General features: G+C 35.1%; 21 protein-coding genes. 1 reads left to right on the plus strand and 20 read right to left on the minus strand.

All coding sequences use genetic code 11. The annotated features are described in order from the left end of the window. Positions 1 to 19: 19 nt before the first annotated feature. The 11 genes from ACZ41W_RS03025 to ACZ41W_RS03075 all read right to left on the minus strand — a co-directional run bounded on the left by ACZ41W_RS03025 (position 20) and on the right by ACZ41W_RS03075 (position 9,196). The gene (locus ACZ41W_RS03025; RefSeq protein ID WP_464313405.1) at positions 20 to 1,171 is read right to left on the minus strand and encodes an AI-2E family transporter; all 1,152 of its coding nucleotides are present in this window, start codon (positions 1,169 to 1,171) and stop codon (positions 20 to 22) included. Between the two features lie 221 nt (positions 1,172 to 1,392). After that, the gene (deoC, locus tag ACZ41W_RS03030) at positions 1,393 to 2,061 is read right to left on the minus strand and encodes a deoxyribose-phosphate aldolase (RefSeq protein WP_464313406.1); all 669 of its coding nucleotides are present in this window, start codon (positions 2,059 to 2,061) and stop codon (positions 1,393 to 1,395) included. Positions 2,062 to 2,191: 130 nt separating this feature from the next. Then, positions 2,192 to 2,731, minus strand: a complete 540-nt coding sequence (gene hpt, locus ACZ41W_RS03035) for a hypoxanthine phosphoribosyltransferase (protein WP_464313407.1) — start codon at positions 2,729 to 2,731, stop codon at positions 2,192 to 2,194. A gap of 48 nt (positions 2,732 to 2,779) precedes the next feature. Next, positions 2,780 to 3,712, minus strand: coding sequence for an FHA domain-containing protein (locus ACZ41W_RS03040; protein ID WP_464313408.1), 933 nt, complete (start codon positions 3,710 to 3,712; stop codon positions 2,780 to 2,782). A 12-nt stretch (positions 3,713 to 3,724) separates the two neighbouring features. After that, positions 3,725 to 3,934, minus strand: a complete 210-nt coding sequence (locus ACZ41W_RS03045) for a Flp1 family type IVb pilin (protein WP_464313409.1) — start codon at positions 3,932 to 3,934, stop codon at positions 3,725 to 3,727. 33 nt (positions 3,935 to 3,967) lie between these two features. Then, positions 3,968 to 4,456 (minus strand): type II secretion system F family protein, encoded by a 489-nt coding sequence (locus tag ACZ41W_RS03050; protein ID WP_464313410.1) that lies wholly within the window; start codon positions 4,454 to 4,456, stop codon positions 3,968 to 3,970. Positions 4,457 to 4,470: 14 nt separating this feature from the next. Beyond that, the gene (locus ACZ41W_RS03055; RefSeq protein ID WP_464313411.1) at positions 4,471 to 5,241 is read right to left on the minus strand and encodes a type II secretion system F family protein; all 771 of its coding nucleotides are present in this window, start codon (positions 5,239 to 5,241) and stop codon (positions 4,471 to 4,473) included. Beyond that, positions 5,238 to 6,410, minus strand: a complete 1,173-nt coding sequence (locus tag ACZ41W_RS03060; protein ID WP_464313412.1) for a CpaF family protein — start codon at positions 6,408 to 6,410, stop codon at positions 5,238 to 5,240. Before ACZ41W_RS03060 ends, ACZ41W_RS03055 begins: the two co-directional genes overlap by 4 nt. A gap of 2 nt (positions 6,411 to 6,412) precedes the next feature. Beyond that, on the minus strand, positions 6,413 to 7,195 hold the full coding sequence (locus ACZ41W_RS03065) for a hypothetical protein (RefSeq protein ID WP_464313413.1): 783 nt from the start codon (positions 7,193 to 7,195) through the stop codon (positions 6,413 to 6,415). Between the two features lie 221 nt (positions 7,196 to 7,416). Further along, positions 7,417 to 7,779, minus strand: a complete 363-nt coding sequence (locus ACZ41W_RS03070; protein WP_464313414.1) for a hypothetical protein — start codon at positions 7,777 to 7,779, stop codon at positions 7,417 to 7,419. 19 nt (positions 7,780 to 7,798) lie between these two features. Further along, the gene (locus ACZ41W_RS03075; protein WP_464313415.1) at positions 7,799 to 9,196 is read right to left on the minus strand and encodes an oxaloacetate decarboxylase subunit alpha; all 1,398 of its coding nucleotides are present in this window, start codon (positions 9,194 to 9,196) and stop codon (positions 7,799 to 7,801) included. A 145-nt stretch (positions 9,197 to 9,341) separates the two neighbouring features. Here ACZ41W_RS03075 and ACZ41W_RS03080 point away from each other — a divergent pair, with 145 nt between their 5' ends. Continuing rightward, positions 9,342 to 9,791, plus strand: coding sequence for an Lrp/AsnC family transcriptional regulator (locus ACZ41W_RS03080; RefSeq protein WP_464313416.1), 450 nt, complete (start codon positions 9,342 to 9,344; stop codon positions 9,789 to 9,791). Between the two features lie 192 nt (positions 9,792 to 9,983). Here ACZ41W_RS03080 and ACZ41W_RS03085 read toward each other — a convergent pair whose 3' ends face one another. The 9 genes from ACZ41W_RS03085 to ACZ41W_RS03125 form a co-directional block, all read right to left on the minus strand. Next, the gene (locus ACZ41W_RS03085) at positions 9,984 to 10,757 is read right to left on the minus strand and encodes an MBL fold metallo-hydrolase (protein WP_464313417.1); all 774 of its coding nucleotides are present in this window, start codon (positions 10,755 to 10,757) and stop codon (positions 9,984 to 9,986) included. A 53-nt stretch (positions 10,758 to 10,810) separates the two neighbouring features. Next, positions 10,811 to 11,383 carry a hypothetical protein gene (locus tag ACZ41W_RS03090; protein ID WP_464313418.1) on the minus strand — a complete coding sequence of 191 codons (573 nt, stop codon included), beginning with the start codon at positions 11,381 to 11,383 and terminating at the stop codon, positions 10,811 to 10,813. A 134-nt stretch (positions 11,384 to 11,517) separates the two neighbouring features. After that, a complete protein-coding gene (locus ACZ41W_RS03095) occupies positions 11,518 to 12,453 on the minus strand; it encodes an ABC transporter permease (protein WP_464313419.1) in 936 nt (311 codons plus the stop codon). An 11-nt stretch (positions 12,454 to 12,464) separates the two neighbouring features. Beyond that, positions 12,465 to 13,457: an ABC transporter permease gene (locus ACZ41W_RS03100; RefSeq protein ID WP_464313420.1), complete on the minus strand. Its 993-nt coding sequence runs from the start codon at positions 13,455 to 13,457 to the stop codon at positions 12,465 to 12,467. Positions 13,458 to 13,568: 111 nt separating this feature from the next. Beyond that, the gene (locus ACZ41W_RS03105; RefSeq protein WP_464313421.1) at positions 13,569 to 14,363 is read right to left on the minus strand and encodes a tRNA threonylcarbamoyladenosine dehydratase; all 795 of its coding nucleotides are present in this window, start codon (positions 14,361 to 14,363) and stop codon (positions 13,569 to 13,571) included. A 61-nt stretch (positions 14,364 to 14,424) separates the two neighbouring features. Beyond that, the gene (locus tag ACZ41W_RS03110) at positions 14,425 to 15,669 is read right to left on the minus strand and encodes an HlyC/CorC family transporter (RefSeq protein ID WP_464313422.1); all 1,245 of its coding nucleotides are present in this window, start codon (positions 15,667 to 15,669) and stop codon (positions 14,425 to 14,427) included. Positions 15,670 to 15,803: 134 nt separating this feature from the next. After that, the gene (locus tag ACZ41W_RS03115; RefSeq protein WP_464313423.1) at positions 15,804 to 16,067 is read right to left on the minus strand and encodes a hypothetical protein; all 264 of its coding nucleotides are present in this window, start codon (positions 16,065 to 16,067) and stop codon (positions 15,804 to 15,806) included. Positions 16,068 to 16,165: 98 nt separating this feature from the next. Further along, entirely contained in the window at positions 16,166 to 17,422 is a 1,257-nt protein-coding gene (locus tag ACZ41W_RS03120; RefSeq protein ID WP_464313424.1) for a DNA polymerase Y family protein, read from the minus strand. A 142-nt stretch (positions 17,423 to 17,564) separates the two neighbouring features. After that, positions 17,565 to 17,993, minus strand: coding sequence for a hypothetical protein (locus ACZ41W_RS03125; RefSeq protein ID WP_464313425.1), 429 nt, complete (start codon positions 17,991 to 17,993; stop codon positions 17,565 to 17,567). Between the last annotated feature and the right edge of the window lie 50 nt (positions 17,994 to 18,043).

Here is an 18,043-nt window from a genome sequence, read left to right on the forward strand (position 1 = left end):
CTCAGCATCAATTGAGGTATTATTTATGGCGCATAAATTTCTGAGTCTTCTTTACTTTAATGTGGTTGATTTCAAAATTCTCATAGCCTTTACCGTTGAGTTTTCGTTCTACATCTTCTTCAATTAGGGTCTTGATAAGCACACAGGCTGGTACACCTAAAAACATACCAAGAACACCAAAAGTTGCTCCTCCCACAGTAACTGCAGTGATAATCCAAAATGCGGATACACCAACTGAGTCTCCAAGAATGAAAGGACCAATAACGAGACCATCTAATTGTTGAATAGCTAAGATTAATAATAAAATATAAACGACTTGTATCGGTTGGTCTGGATTTGCAATTAAAGTAATTATTGCAGCGGGTATAGAACCGATAAACGGACCAAAATATGGAATCATATTAGTAATACCCACAAATAGAGCAATTATCACAGCATACTCAAATGAAAATAATAATAATAGAAAATATGTTAAAAAACCAATGATTGTACTATCAATCAATTTGCCAATGACAAAGTCTCTAAAAAGTTTATCAGACAGTTGTAAGACATAATAAAGTTTTTTTGCTTGTGTATCAGTTAAATATGCATAAACCAATCGCTTCGCACGTGCGAGAAGGTCCATTTTTTCTACGAGGATATAGATTGCTATCACAAAGGAAATCATGAATGAAATAAGGCCGGAAGTGATTTTTTGAATACCTCCGACTAAAAAAAGGACAGCTGTTCCTGTGAAATTCGTCAATTTTTGCAGTATTGGCGTGATGGTATTAATCAATGATTCTTGAATTTGTTTTAGCGCAACATTTTCAAAATTAATGTGTTCAATGAAGTCAAAGTTAAACTTCAGATTTACTGAGCTAATAGTCACGATAAGAGACGTCACGGTGCTGATTATTTTTGGCACAATGACTACGCCAAGTATACCAATCAGTGTAAGGAATAAAATCACGGATATAAAAATTGAAAATCCCCTACTCAGTTTTAACCTTAATTCAAATAATCTAACGGAATAATCTAAAATATAAGCGACAACAAATGCAACAATCATGGGCATCAATCCAGATTTCAAATAGCTCCAAATAGGTGTTTTGGTTAATATCAAAATCAATAAGGTGCTGACAAAGATTATTTTTGCTAATGTCGATATGCGAAGCTCTTTGAGATTCATGACGTCCTCCTGATTTAATGATTTCATCTGTGATATTTTTATTATAATAGACTTTCTTCAAATAATATAGTCAGAAAAATGTGACAAATTTTCTTAAAAATAAAACTGGTAGACATAAATAAATTATGTCTACCAGTACATGAAATTTTGAACAATCATAATCAATCATGATCAATCTAACTTAAATCTTTTTAACTTAAATCTATATAATTCTTTTAATTTTAATAATCTGAATTACTTGTATTTGATTTTAATGCGATATCAATGGATGAGGATGCACCTATTCTAGTTGCTCCCGCTTCAATGACTTTCATTGCTGTTTCATAATCACGAACGCCGCCTGATGCTTTCACTTCTAGAGCATCACCAACAGTATCTTTCATTAATTTTACATCTTCAGGAGTAGCCCCACCAGTACTAAATCCAGTAGATGTTTTTACGAATTGTGCGCCTGCTTCTTTAGAAAGTTCACATGCTTTTACAATTTCGTCTTTAGTTAGTAAGCAAGTTTCAAGAATGACTTTTAAAATTGCTTTTCCACGAATAGCGTCTACAACTGCTGCAATATCTTCGCGAACAAAATCATATTTTTTATCTTTTAATGCGGATACATTAATCACCATGTCGATTTCATTAGCGCCATCTTCTACAGCTTTTTTTGCTTCAGCAGCTTTAATAAAAGTTGTACTTGCTCCTAAAGGAAAGCCAATAACAGATGTTACTTTTACATCTGAACCTTTTAGTTGATCTGCTACGAGTTTAACAAAATACGGATTTACACACACTGAGAAAAAACCATATTCTTTAGCTTCATCACAAACTTTAATGACATCTGCATCGGTTACATTTGGTTTTAAGATCGTATGATCGATCATTTTAGCTACATTCATATTTTCACCTCATATCAATATTTTCGTTGCAAAATTTAATCAACTCAATCATATATGATAGATACCCATACGTCAAATATGTTAGCAAGTTTTTATAAATATTTTACAATAAGATTTTTTGAGAATTTGACTATTTCTGGTATACAGATTCTTTCAGTGTTGCGATATATGGTAAATTTCTATAACGTTCGGCATAATCAATTCCATAACCGACAATAAATTCATCTGGTATCTCAAATCCTCGATATTTTACAGACAATGAAGCGATTCTTCGCTCCGGTTTATCTAAAAGCGTACAAATCTCTAGACTTCTTGGACCTCTAGATTTAAAATTTTCAATTAAGTATTTTAAAGTGAGTCCAGTGTCTATAATGTCTTCAACGATAATGACATCTTTACCTTCGATACTATAATCAAGATCTTTCAAAATTTTAACGACACCTGAACTTTCAGTTGAATGGCCATAACTTGATGCAGCAATAAAATCAATTTGAATTGGAAACGTGATTCGCCTCATCAAGTCACACATGAACACATTCGCACCTTTAAGAACGCCAATCAATAGAAGATCCTTGCCTTCGTAATCGTGCGTGATTTGATCAGCGAGTTCAATCACTTTATTCTGTAATTCTTGTTCAGAATATAGAACAGATTTTATATCATTTTTCATTTCATTCTCCTTGTGGCATTATTTTACTTAAATATAATATCATAAAATCTAGCGAACAAAAATGAAATGTTTGTTACCTATTTGTATATTATCACCATTTGACAGTATCGTTTCACACTCTATTTTGTAGTTATTCAACAAAATGCCATTGGTTGAATGGCAATCTGATAGAAAAATTTGATGGTTGCGTTTGACTAAAATAGCGTGTTTTTTGCTGATCGATATATCGCTTACGACAATCGTAGAGGTCTCATCGCGACCAATGATCGTGGTATCGTAATAAAGTTTGTAATGCTGTGTTGGGTTGAGCTTATCGATGAGCATCGGGTATTGACCGATTTGATGTGTTTTTCTTAACTCGTGTGCTAATTTCTCAAGTGAATGACTATTTGTTTTTTGCGGTTTAGATTTAGAGGATTTATGACGATTGAAAAGATGACGCAACCACGTTTTTTTAATATCTGGAGATTTCAGAGCACTGTTTTGAATCGGTGTAATGCTCAAGTCATTTAGAAAAATTTCCAATCGATTCTCAATATTCACCATGCTCTCAAGTGTTAATGATTTGTTTAATGAGGATTCGATAAACATCCTATTGAGGAGATCACCCAGACTAAAAAATAATATAACCTTTGTTGAAGGCACATAACGCCATTTTAACCTGAGTGAAATCTCATCAAAATAAATGTTACTTGGATGGAAATCTACTTTATCAAAATCAAGCAAATGTTCGTCGCAATAATCCCTTAATTGAATGAATTGACTCATAAATTGCTTGATTTTGTTCAGTGACAAGGGTTCTAATAATAACACATCTTGCAAAGATTTGCATGATATAGGCACAAAATAATTCAACTCGCTAAACGGACTGTTCTCTATTTCATTGATTGTAAGAGGATAAAAAAAATCGTTATGAGAATGAGAGATCATGTTATATTCAAACTGTTGAACGGTATGGGAGCCAATAATGAGTGGATTCATATCGGTTAGACACTACTTAAATAAATCATCAATTTTATTGTTGTCCTTGATGCCCTTTGTTAATTCACTAAAAAAGTCTGTGACAAAAGTTCTAAATAAAAATGCCAATCCAATTAAAACAGCAATGATGATGACGATTTCAATAGTACCCATACCCTCTTCGTTTTTAGTAAATTTTCGATATTGCGCATTCATCCAAAGCATAAAATATTGTAGTCTCATAGATTACCTTCCTTATAAAATGTATTTTTTTGTTTATAATATCATCATAACTGGAGCAATTACGACGATAATGACGCTAATTAGGGAAAACATCAGTAAGAATGTCAATTGTACTGAAATTTTTTCGGATTTTTTCTTAGCACGAGAAAGTTTAGAATGCCAAAGTTCATCATGAAAACGTTCGAGCGCTTCTAACGAGCTTTTACTCCCCGAGTAATGAAGCTGATTAATCAATCTCACAAAACGCCACACTTCTTTTCGTTCCACCAGTACAGCAAACCGATTAAAAGCTTCCACTGCATTTTGACACACAGATAATTCTTTCAGTAAAATGGCATCTTTTGTCCTCGTCTTTCTAAGTGCTTTTTCTAGTGGCATACCAGATCCATGATTGAGCAAAAATTCTTGTATATAATCCCCCATATGGCTTTCAAAATAAGGAACAATTTTCTTGGGCCGAATGAGTTTTTTTGCATAGAGCCAATTTTCTAATTTTTGGTTAAGTTCATCCAATTGCTTCAAAGAGAAATCCTCCATTAGATTTTTAATTGTACGATGTGTTCCGACACAACTTTCATAACAGCGATTAACATAAATGAAATAGACATCCAAATCGTACCAAATACTGTTTGATACATAGCATCCAAGTATTTTGGTGATGAAAGTTTAATAAATAAGATGATAAACATAGGTGCAAGACAAAGGATGGATTGTTCAAGTTTTTTCTGATATAAAATCGTCTCGATTTCATCGTTTATTTTAAATTTTAGGTATAATTTATCAATGGTAATGCCTGTAATTTCAGATGGGCTTGCTCCGGTCTCTTTGCTGGATTGCATCATATTACAAAACAAAATTGCTTCAGAAATTGGGAAAAGGTCTTGAATTTTATTGAATAGCTCTGACGATTTGATTCCCATCTTAATCGCATTGTTGAGTTGATGAATAGCTTGAGAGGAATAACTGGTATCTGCGTTTAAGAGTGCTGCAGATGTTGTGATAGATGCATCAAACCCCATTCCAATGCACAAATTTGAATTAATCTGATTTAAAAAATCGACAAAATGATTGAGGTAAAATCTCTCTAAACTCTTATGATAACGATTTGTTTTACCTGCTAATAGAAGGACAAAACCCATTAAAATCAATGAAACGAATAGATTTGAATAAAAGCACACACCAGATAATGCCATAAACGTCATATCTGAGAGAAATTTAAGCCAATCGATTTTTGAACTATAAGTTTTTATAAAAGATAAATTGAAATTCGAACACTTCGCAAAAACGTTGTTTTTAACAAATTTCATACTTGATACCGCCTTAATTTTGATTGATTATGAATCTTTTTTTTCATATCGTCTAGACGATATTGAATGGCATCATCCCATGAAAACAGTGTATTGAGTTGATAATCCATTGTCTGTTTAATCACCTCGACGATTTGAGTGACTTTTCTACTCCCATCGCTTAACTTTTCAACAAAGATTAAAAAATCAATTGCGGATATGATTTGCTTTCGAATGAGCAAATGATTGATTTCGCTATAGCTACTAGCGATGACTTCTAGTCGGGTCAACATATCAAGTGCGGAATTACTATGACCTGTTGATAAAGAACCATCGTGTCCCGTATTCATGGCTTGAAGCATATCGATGACTTCTTCTCCCCGAACTTCTCCTACAATGATCCGATCTGGTCGCATTCGAAGTGCGTTCTTTATGAGCATACTCATATTGATTTCATTGGTACTTTGATGCGATTTTCGTGTTTCTAGTGAAACGATGTTCTCATGTGACGCTAATGATATTTCAGCAGCATCTTCAATCGTGATAATTCGTTCATTTTTAGGAATATAGGAAGAAAGACAATTGAGTAAAGTTGTTTTGCCAGACCCTGTACTGCCACAGATGAATAAGTTGAATTTTGAGTGTATCAGAAGTTCAAATAACTGATTAATTTCTGATGAAAACATACCGTGTTCCATCAAATCTTGTGTACGAATGAGGGCTTTTTTGAATTTACGTATGGTAATCATCGGTCCATTGAGTGCAATTGGATCTAGCAATATATTGACGCGTGAACCGTCTGATAATCTGGCATCAAGTAGCGGTGAACCTAGATTAACCTCCCTTCCAATTTCAGCACATATTTTGTGTATCAGTTGCATGAGCTGATCTTTACTTTCATATGTAATCTCAGATCGTATTAATTGCCCTTTCTTTTCCACAAAAATCGTATCTGGTCCATTGATCATAATCTCAGTGATTTCTGCATCGTTTAGTAGTGGCTGGATAATTCCGTATCCAAAAATAGCATCACAACTTTGTGAGAATAGCGCTTTTTTTTCAAGTGTTCCATATGAAGATAAATTTGAAATATAGTCAATGAGTCTATTTTTTATAATTGTTTCATCAAAGACGTCGATTTGTTGTAAGATCTCTTTACGAATTGCTTCAATGTCGTTGTAAGTTATCATATTCACTCCATGCAGTTAATGGTTTCGTATATTAGCCAATGATAGTGTTGTTTGAGTGCTTCAAGGAAAATCGAATTTTCTTGAAAGTTTTCAGATGCAATAACGACGCGATGACATTTTTGGAGTACCTTAAGGTCAAACGCATGTTTTATGTTTGAAATGATAATGGCGAGTGACCCTTTCAGCTGTAAACTGTGTATCATCTGCAAAATATCATTTTCAGGTGGATTCAAGTAGTCATTTATATTAGTAATGATTGCGTTTACTTTTCGTTTTTCAAACACAACCTCAGAATTAGATGAAGTAAGTGTGTGTTGTTCAGCATATTGAAAGAGCGTAAATTTTGATTGCGGTTCAAAATCTAAAGAAAGTAGATAGTCGAATGAATAAATGCGTTGAAACTCACTGATCGTTGATTCTTTTAGCTGCGTTTGCGATCCATTTGTCAATAAGATGATTTCGTGATTTTCGTTTAGTAATAGTGACTGAATCTGTTTGTAACTTTGATATTTGTGTATGGTTTCAACTTGAAGATCGTCTCTGCTGTCTATGTGATCTGAATAAAATAAAAACAATCTATGAAAGCGATTTTGATTTTTTATGATACAACTCGTGAGCATTTCAAACGTTTTATCGTGACTCATTTCAATAAGCAGACAATCACTTTCTGAATGAATGGGTGTCAGATTTAACGCTTCTGTGTATATATCAATAAATTGATACTGAATCCCTTTTAATTTAGGTATTAGCTTTTTAAAATATTCCGTTTCTTGTACGTAAAACATTGAACCCCTTCTCTACTATCAGATTTATTAATTAAATCACAATTGAATAGTGTTTAGTTACTAGCAATTACCAAATTATGGTAATTGAATTATACTCCCAAAATATGGAAATGTAAATACAAAAATGTAAATATATACCAACGGCGGACATAAAAATAGCTAATGCCTTTAATTTTCAAGCATTAGCTAATTTGATTTAATCGATTAATTTGAAGTACAACTTACTTTTTTGTCGCTTTTTTACCATATGGATATTTATTTCTGTAAATTTTCTCATTTTTCTTCCACAAACTTCTTCCATAAAAGATGCCGAATACACAGAAAAAGACAAGTGCAAACGAAGCCTGAATTAAATCGTATTTCATGCCCGACTTAACAAATAAATTCAGAATGAGCATAATAACTGAATATAGAACAAATGTCGGCAATCCCCAAGTCAGTAAGCCAAATCGCAAAGCATACTTATTTTTTCCCATATTGCTGTTATCAGCCCAACCTTCAGTGATGGCTCTTTCATTTTCAAGTGCAGCTAATCGTTTGAGTTCTTTTTTCTCTTCTGCTGTCAATTTTACTTTTTTTTGCATTCATTCCTCCGGTATATCATTATACTGGATGTGTTTTCTCCTCTTTATTAACTAAATCAGAATCCACTTTATATTTTTGAGCTTGTCTAAATTTAAAGTAATCCTCTGCAACATTAGGGAATAATATATATGAGAGCACATCTTCTTCTTCTTCAATATACTCTTTTATCTTGTCTCTTTCAAGTGCTAATTGTGGTGTAAGGAGGTCAGCTGGACGACATGTAATCACTTCTTGAGTTCCAATGACCTTTTCAATAATTTCAGGTTTAATCGGTGCAGGTGATTTTCCGTACATGCCTTTTACATATTCTTTGATCTCTTTTGGAATCATTTTATATCGCTCGCCCATGACAACATTGAGTACAGCTTGTGTTCCGACAATTTGGCTTGTTGGCGTTACAAGTGGCGGAAAACCAAGATCTTCACGCACTCGTGGAACTTCTTTTAAAACTTCTTCGTATTTATCAAGAGCATTTTGTGCTTTGAGTTGTGAGACTAAATTTGAAAGCATGCCACCAGGAACTTGATAGACCAACGTATTGATATCGACTCCAAGCATTTTAACATCTAATAATCCAGACTCAATGGCTTTTTCTCTAATTGGAGCAAAGTACTCAGTGATTTTGTCGAGTTCTCTTAAGTTAATTCCCGTGCTATATTCTGTATTTTCAAGTGCAGCAACCATTGGCTCCGTTGCAGGTTGAGAAGTTCCGAGTGCAAATGGAGAAATGGCAGTGTCAATGATATCAATTCCAGCTTCAATCGCTTTTAAATAGGACATACTTGCTAAACCACTTGTATAATGTGAGTGAATTTCAAGTGGTACTTTAACATTAGATTTTAATGCTTTAACGAGTTTCTCTGTTTCATAAGGCGTTAGTAATCCTGACATATCTTTAATACAGATCGAATCTGCTCCCATGGATTCCATATCTTTTGCGAGTTTTACATAGTTTTCAATCGTATGGACTGGACTAATCGTGTATGAAATGGCAGCTTGCGCATGTGCGCCTTCTTTTTTTGTCGCTTTAATAGCAGTTTCAATGTTTCGAATGTCATTGAGTGCATCAAAAATTCGAATGATATCGATGCCGTTTCCAATGGAACGTTTGATAAATTCTTCTACGACATCATCTGGATAATGCTTGTAACCCAACAAATTCTGTCCTCTTAAGAGCATTTGAAGTTTTGTATTTTTAACATTTTTACGAATGGTACGTAATCTTTCCCAAGGATTTTCACTTAAATAGCGAAGGGATGAATCAAAAGTTGCACCGCCCCAACACTCTAGTGCGTGATACCCTACAGAATCTAAAGTTTCTAATATAGGAACCATCTCTTCAGTTTTCATACGAGTTGCAATTAATGATTGATGAGCATCTCTTAATATTGTTTCAGTAATTTTAATAGCGGACATCGCTAACCTCCTACTGTCTATTCGTTCACACAAATTCTAACATTTGTACATATTTCTGTACAGAACGATGCAAAAGTGATACACTAACCTTAGTTAATTAAATAAATATATTTTCCAAATTACTTTATTTTATTAGGGAGATTTTATGGACATTACAGATATTAGAATACTAAAAATTTTACAGCAAGAAGCGAGAATTTCGATGAAAGAACTAGGTGCTCGAGTTAACTTAACGTCACCTGCTGTTTCTGAACGGATTAAACGCCTTGAAGAAAGTGGCGTTATTGAAGGTTACACTGCCGTGATAAATCCTAAAAAACTGAATTTACATGTCGAAGCGATTGTACATGTCGCAATGAAAGTAAGTGCACATAAACGTTTTAAAAAAATGGCAGCTGAAGAACGAGAAATTATTGAATGTTATCACGTTACGGGTGAAGATTGTATGACTGTAAAAGTGGTCTGCGAGACAACTCACCGATTGGAAGAGATTCTAGATAAAATTCAAGCTATTGGAGATACGAGAACAGCCATTATACTCTCCACGCCACTTAAACGAAAACCAATTGTTCCACCAAACGCTGAAGATATCTAAAAAAAAACCTCTAGCTATACTAGAGGAAATAGGGGGGAAATATAATAGACTATGAAGAAATCGACTTCCCAAGTCTATTGATAATATACCCTTGCTTTTTAATTTTACACACATTAATTTGTAAATAAATTAAAAATTTCTTGAAATAATTCTTGAAAAATTTCTTATGTGACGTGCAGTTTATATTTCAATTTATATTTCAACATGAAACCCAGTAAAAGTGTAAATTACTTTTTCTGGGTATTTTATTTTCATGCGCATATAGCCATCAATTCCTGTACAATGACTGACGTACAACTGCTTGATGCCAAAGCACATAAACTGTTTGAGATAATCATCAATGTGGCTCAATAGTTCGCCACTAAAATGCATGCCTCCAAATACGTATTGAATGGGTTTTTGTTGATTTTTTTCATATGCTGTTTTTAGGATGTTGATGATGCCTTTGTGCGCGCACCCAGTAAAAAGAAATCTTTGATTGCCCTCTTGTATCGATAAAAACAATTCATCTGCAAACGGATCTTGAAGCTGTCGATTCCCCTCTTCCATTACAAACGAACACGTCTGATTGATGGGACTTGTAAACGTTTGAATCTCTGCGTGAATTGTGATTCCAGGGACAATTTCGATATCGTCTTCGACAAACACCACTGGATTATTGTAGTTTTCGATAAAACTGTGTTCCATACGTAGTGCCATGGGTTTAAAATAGAGGGTTGCAGTTGGATTTAATTCTAAAAATGCGATTAACCCTCTATTGTGTGAATCAATTTTATGACTTAATATCACGCAATCAACGTCGAATAACTCTTCGCCTAAATATTCAGCATTTGACAAAAAGGCGTTGGTCTGACCAATGTCGAACAGTATTTTTTTTCCATGACTTTTGATTAAATAACAAGAACTGTGTTCCCCTAAAAGTCCTTCTCCATATACGACATTATCGATTAATGTGATGATTTCCATATCTGCTCTCCTATAACTGCATTTGTTGATGATTTTTTTGCTCATAAATAGATTTATTCATTGAAAAATGCATCTACAGTCCATTTTATTTCCTGATCTTGATCGAACTCATATGAGAGTAATGCATGCCCCATTATGTGTCCATCTTCATAACTACAAAAGACAAATCGATTGTTTAATACAACGGCAGTATTTTCAATCCAATACATGGTACCACCCAATATGCCCTTTTTAGGAATGAGTTCACTCTGCTTCAATAAATCCTCTATCAATTTCTGAGGTGAAGAAGCATGCGCGCTTAAAAAATCGAGTGTATATTCTGAAAGCATGTAACTAGAATCCACTTGTTTTTGTTGCTCTTTAATGATGGCGTCTTTTTCTTGAATTTGCAAATCATATGAAGCAATCGTTTTAGCTTTATCGGCCACTAAAACTTCTTTTTCTTGAATGAGTCGATTGACTTCTTCTTGTTTAAGCGTAATTGCCTGCATTTGATTGAGTTTTGTCGCTTTGAGTTCTTGGATCAGATTGTTTTGATAATACATATAACCAGATACGACTATGATCGAAATGATTAGGATGCAAATCGAGATGACGGTTGTTTTTTTATCTTTAAAAAGCCACATATGACTCACTCCTTTTACCTTAAATATGTTTAACAAGCATACAATTCGAAAGAATGTTGTTTAGGACACTTTCAGTGTAACATATAAAAATGGTAAAGAATAAATCGTCAAAATGATTTAACATAGATGTAACACTATTTTCCCTCACCTTTTGGGTCTAGGGCGTCTCTGAGTCCTTCTCCAAGCAAGTTAATACTGATAATGGTAATCGATATAAAGCTTACAGGATAAAACCATAACCAGTAATTACCCGATGATACCATATTGTCGCCTCGAATATTTGGAATTAAGTTTCCCCAGGTTGGCGTAGGTGGTTGAAATCCCATACCAACAAACGATAAAGTAAGTTCTAGCAAAATGGCATTTGCAATAATAGAAGCTGACGATGCGATGATCACACCGATTAAGTTGGGGATAATGTGTTTGAAAATTTGAGCACGTTTAGAAATTCCAAGTAAACTTGCAGCTTTCATGTATTCGGCTTCTCTAAGTGATAATACTTCGCCTCTTACCATTCGAGCTAAAACTGGAAAGCTCAAGATTCCAAAAATAACCATAGTATAGGTCATTCTGACGATATCTGAGTATCTAAATGCAAAGGCAGCTGAAAACGCTATTATCATTGGAAGCAAAGGCAAGATATAGATAAATTCAGCAATTCGCATTAAGAAACGATCTGTTTTTCCACCGTAATATCCTGCTACGGCACCAATGATTGTCCCCATCACAATTGTAACAACTGCAGAAAGTGCAGATAATGCAATTGAAATTTGTCCACCTAACATCAAACGGGTCATTAAATCTTGTCCTAACATATCCGTTCCAAATGGGTGTGAAAATGAAGGTTCGCTAAATCTCAGCTTGACATCAATGGTGTTAATTTCATGTGGCGAAAGAAATGGACCAATATAAGTAAATGCAACAATAAAAAGGAGTACAATTCCCCCGATGACTGCAATTTTATTCTTAATTAAACGCCTAAACGCCAATTTCCAGGGCCCTTCAGATTGGTTGCTTAATTGCTTTTGATTTTCAGTTGCCATGTTAGTCATTAATTTTTTCCGAATCATCTGAGACCTCCTTATTCTACTTTTATTCTCGGATCTGCTATACCGTACAGAATATCTGCAAGCAAGTTGCCGAGAATTGAAGCAATTGAGAAAAAGAGTATGATGATTTGAAGCATCGCCTTATCTCGTCTAAAAACAGCATATAAAAATTCTAAGCCAATACCTGGCCATACAAAAATAGCCTCAATAAAGATATTTCCAACGAATAAAGTTGGGATCGTCACGCCTACTAATGATATGATGGGAATCCATGCATTTCTAAATGCGTGTTTATAAACGACTACACGTTCTTTTAAGCCTTTCGATCGAGCGGTTCTAATGTAATCTTGGTTAATCACTTCTATTACGGCATTTCGAACATAGCGTGAGACGCTACCGACTCCGACAAGTGTCAATGTCATCACAGGAAGAATCATGTGTAAAGCGACATCTTTTATTTCATCTGTTTTAGAGGCATATCCCTTTACTAACGAAATGACGGAATGCATACCCGTAGCTGGTAAAAGTCCTAATTTCACAGAAAATAATTTCATTAAATACAGTCCAACGAAAAATGATGGCAGTGAAATCAAAATAAGCGTTGCAGTAGAAACTGTTTTATCAAAAAATCCATTTTTCTTGGCAGCGGAATGAACCCCTATTGGAATTGCAAGTAAAAAAGTAAAAAACATCGCGATGCCATTGATCAGAAATGTACGCCAAATTAAGATGTTGACTACTTCAATCGCAGGTTTTCTATATTCCAATGAGTTACCAAAATCGCCTCGAATTGCCTTTGAGAGCCATTCAAAATAGCGAACGTGGAACGGTTGATCAAGTCCTAAGTTTTTGCGCATTTGTTCTATTTGAACGGGTGTCGGTTTTGGTGTTCCCTCGGGAATTGAACTTAGATAAGCGGTAAGTTCATCTCCTTGCATGGCATCTAATAAGAAAAATACCACGAGTGTTACTGCAATAATGAGTGGAATGGCATGTAGAATCCGTTTGATGATAAATTTTAGCATATTACCCCCCGATAATGATGTGCTATTTTTCTTGATGAGATGGTTCTCTGGATGTGATGGTCGTATCATGTATTCATTATATCAATTCAATTCATTTCAGATCTGTTCTGTTCATTGTTTGGGTTGCTTGCTTTTAATCTTCATGAGATCTTTGATAACTTCGCCTGCAATGATAAGACCTGCAACTGAAGGCACAAAAGAGATACTACCTGGAGTCTGGCGTTTTCTAATACGAACTGGAGGAACTTGTTCACTTAGTTGAGAGTGTGTTTCCGCCTCTTCTTGATTATCCATCTGTTGAAATTCTTCTTCGCTAGGCTTTATGACTTGTTCTTTCGAGTATAGGACTTTTAAATGTACAATTCCCCGATTCTTAAGTTCCTTTCTCATGACCTTTGCCAGCGGACAAACTGAAGTTTTAGAAATATCTGAAATTTCGAATTGAGTCGGATCAAGTTTATTCCCAGTTCCCATACTGCTAATAATGGGGATATTTAATGATTGTGCAGTGACAACGAGTAATAGTTTCGAGGTAACTGTATCAATAGCGTCCACAATATAGTCAAATGTTTGAAATAAGTCCATATCAACGGTTTTTTCATCAAAAAATATGGGATGTACTATGACGTCTGCGTCTGGATTGATATCCAGTATGCGCTCTTTCATAACGTCAACTTTGTAACGTCCAAGCGTACTGTGTAAGGCGATAATTTGGCGATTGATGTTGGATTCTACGATGGTATCGTGATCAAACAGATGAATTTTTTCGACACCAGCGCGCGCAAGTGCTTCTGTGACAAATGATCCAACTCCACCAATTCCAAAAATAGCGACACACGAACCTTGTAACGCGTCAATTCCTTCGCTACCAATAATCATTTTTGTTCTAGATAATCGATTGCTCAATGTTGCCTCCTAAAAAAAGAATCCTCTGCGCGAGGATTCTTAATGTTTATCATTATATATTTTATGTGTGAATACGAAGTTTTTCGATTCGGTTACGATCGACTTCTTCAACGACAAATTTAATTCCGTGGTATTCAATGACTTCGTTGACTTCGGGGATATGCCCAAACTCACCGACGATAAATCCACCAATGGTGTCAAAATCTTCTGATTCGATATTAACGCCAATTAAATCATTGAGTTCATCAATACGCGTTGCGCCTTCTACGATGTATTCATCTTCTTTTACGACTTCAATATCTTTTTCGTGATCATCGTATTCATCGCGAATATCTCCGACGATTTCTTCGATCAAGTCTTCAATAGTAACGATACCTGCAGTACCACCGTATTCATCTAATACGACTGCCATTGGTACACGTTTAGCTCTTAGTTCTTTAAATAATTCGGTCGTTTTCTTGAACTCAAAAGTGAAATATGGTTCACGAATGTAATCGTGAATGTCAAAGAGCTCATTTGCTGAAGCTTTAAAAATTAAATCTTTAATATAGAGTACACCTACAATGGTATCAGGTGTTTCTTGATAAATAGGAATTCTTGAAAACTGCTCTGATTTAAAAGTTTCGAGTATCTTTTCATATGTGACGCCAATTTCTAGCGCAATCATATCCGTACGAGGTGTCATGACATCTTTTACTTGTGTATCGCCAAATTCAAATACATTGTAAATCATCTGTTTTTCTTCACCTTCGAGAACACCTTCTTCATGACTCACGGAAACCATGGTTTTCAGTTCATCTTCCGTAATAAACGGCTGAGCGATTCCTGATTTTCCACCGAATAGTTTAATGAAAAAGTTCGTTACGATCAGTAACAATGATACGATTGGATTTAAAATATAAACGAAAAAACTAATAATCCTTGCAATTCTCAAAGAAATAAACTCTGAATGCTGCGCTGCAAGTGATTTTGGTGTAATTTCACCAAATATGAGAACTAACAATGTCATAATACCAGTTGAAATACCAACGCCTGCATCTCCAAAATGTTGAATTGCCAGAGACGTTGCTAGTGCAGAAGCACCAATATTTACGACGTTATTTCCCACTAATATAGATCCCAATAACTTGTTTGGATTTTCAACAAGTTTTTGAACGATCTCGGCACGGCGAACTTTTTCATCAACCAAATGCCTAATCCTGATTTTACTGAGTGACATTAATGCTGTTTCTGATGCTGAGAAGAATGCGGACATCCCAATCAATAAGAATAGTATCAAGATCTGCCAACTCGCGCCTGCTTCCAAAAAAAACCACACTCCTAATAATTTAAAATAGTATTCATCTGATTAATTAATTGATAGATTTTAATCAGACGTTTGTAATATACGATACAATTATATCATAATTATTCTCATCTCTGCAATAGAATCCGTAACAACTAGAGCTTAAATAAGATCCACTTACAATGATCGAGTTCGTATTTGATGACAATTGTTTTTGAAAGACCTTGAAACACGCATTGACACGTAAACACATACATGCGGTTGCCAGCGAGCCGTTCGTACTCTCGAGTGATTACTTTTTCAATTTTTACGACCAAATGCATACCAAATTCGTCTTCCATTCTAAAACGAATGGGATTTGGATAGCCATTTTGATCAAACCAGCAAAGTACATCAATGTCCTTTCTGACTACTTTCATACCACCACAACCTTCTTTTAAACACTAAACCGATATAATTAACAATCAAACAACATAAACATAGCATATAAACAGCATATAAACAGCCTTCGATTCTTCTATAACAGACTACTCATCAACGGAAACTCCTCTTCACTATCCCCTACGCCGCCAGTGAGTGGTTTGATCCCACTATTGACAAAACACCCTCTCATAATAATGGTTGGCTCAAATCGATCTCTCAAAGTATCAATTACGACATCGAGTTTATGATTTTTTTCATCGTTTGCAGTGTTGAGCAAATGAAGCTGTATAAAATCATTTTCACAAAATTCACTCACACGGACGCCCAGATGACGAATGGGATTCTCATTCCAAAGTTCATCAAAAAGTGTTTTGGCAACGTCATATATCTCAAGTGTGCTATCAGTAGGCATTTCAAATTTTCTCTGATGACTAAAGGATTCAAAATCACTGTTTTTATAGCTAATAGAAACCAATCGAGCAAGATACTCACTGTCTCTTAATCGTGATGCCACCATCTCTGTGAGACTAAGGAGCATCAGATGTGCTTCGGAACGCGACACGATATCAAAAGCAATTGTCGATGAATTTCCAATACTTTTGACAATCAAGCGATTGCTTTTTTTGACGTCAGAAGTTTCTATTCCATTGGCGTAATTCCAGATGAGTTGTCCGTGCGATTTGAGAATTTCGCGTAAAATTTGAACATCATATTGTGCCAAATCACCTATCGTTTCAATCCCTAGAAGGCCTAATTTTGAAACGGTGGCGCGCCCTGCCATAAAAAGATCACCTATGGGTAAGGGCCACATTTTAAGGGGGATTTCATCGGGGAATAACGTGGTGATGGCGTCGGGTTTTTTGATATCACTGGCAATCTTCGCAAGTAATTTATTATTTGAAATGCCAATGCTTACGGTGAATCCCAGTTCTTTTTTGACACGTTCCTTAATGCAGGTGGCGATTGTCATGGGATCTCCAAACAATTGAACGGATTCCGTACAATCCACAAAGCACTCATCGATGCTATACCGCTGAATATGAGGTGAATAGTCGCTAATGAGATCCATAAGTGCGTTACTTGATTTTAAGTAAAGTTCATAATGCGGTGGAACCACTGTCAAATGGGGACATTTTTGATAAGCCGCCATAAGACTTTCGCCAGTTTGAATTTTATAGGCTTTTGCTGGAATACTCTTTGCGAGGATAATACCATGTCGTTTGATTGGATCCCCGCCTACAGCGGAAGGAATATCCCTTAAATCAAGTGTATCCCCTCTTTGCAAACGATATACTGCTTCCCAAGATAAATAAGCACTATTGACATCTATGTGAAAAATAATTTTATCCATGACATCCCCTCAATCCAATTTACAATAAAAAGAACACATGTTCTAATTATATTATATAGAACATGTGTTCGAGTGTAAATAGAAATTATTCGAAAAAAACCGCTACGTGGATAACGTAACGGTTTTAGTGAGTTCTATTTTTTTATTTTTTCTTATCTGCTGTAAACATTCTCATACCTGACTGTGGTTGGTTTTGAGAAGATTCTGTGGCTTTTTGTTGTTCTTTCTTTAATCGACAGCGGTCGCAATATTTTCCAAAGCCGATTTTGGTTCCACAGCTTAAGCAGTGGTTTCCTTCTTTGACTGTATTCAAAACAAGACGGCCTTCATCGACATACTTCATAATTTCTCTCAAAGTAATTTCAACGCCCATTTCAGCGAGAATCTCGATAATGCCTTGTGGTGAAATATCTGGATTATCATAAACCAAATCGCGTGTTAAGACAAATTTATCTCTTTCTGCATCTCCAGAACTTTTAAATGTTTTAGTTGATAAGCGACATGAGGAGCATAAGGTATACTGATCACCATCTCCAAAAAAACGACCGCATTGTTCACATTTTTTAAGCATGTGTCCCTCCAATAATTGTACATCTTTACTACATTATACAAAATAAATTA

The sequence above is a fragment of the Fusibacter fontis genome (genome assembly GCF_055378735.1).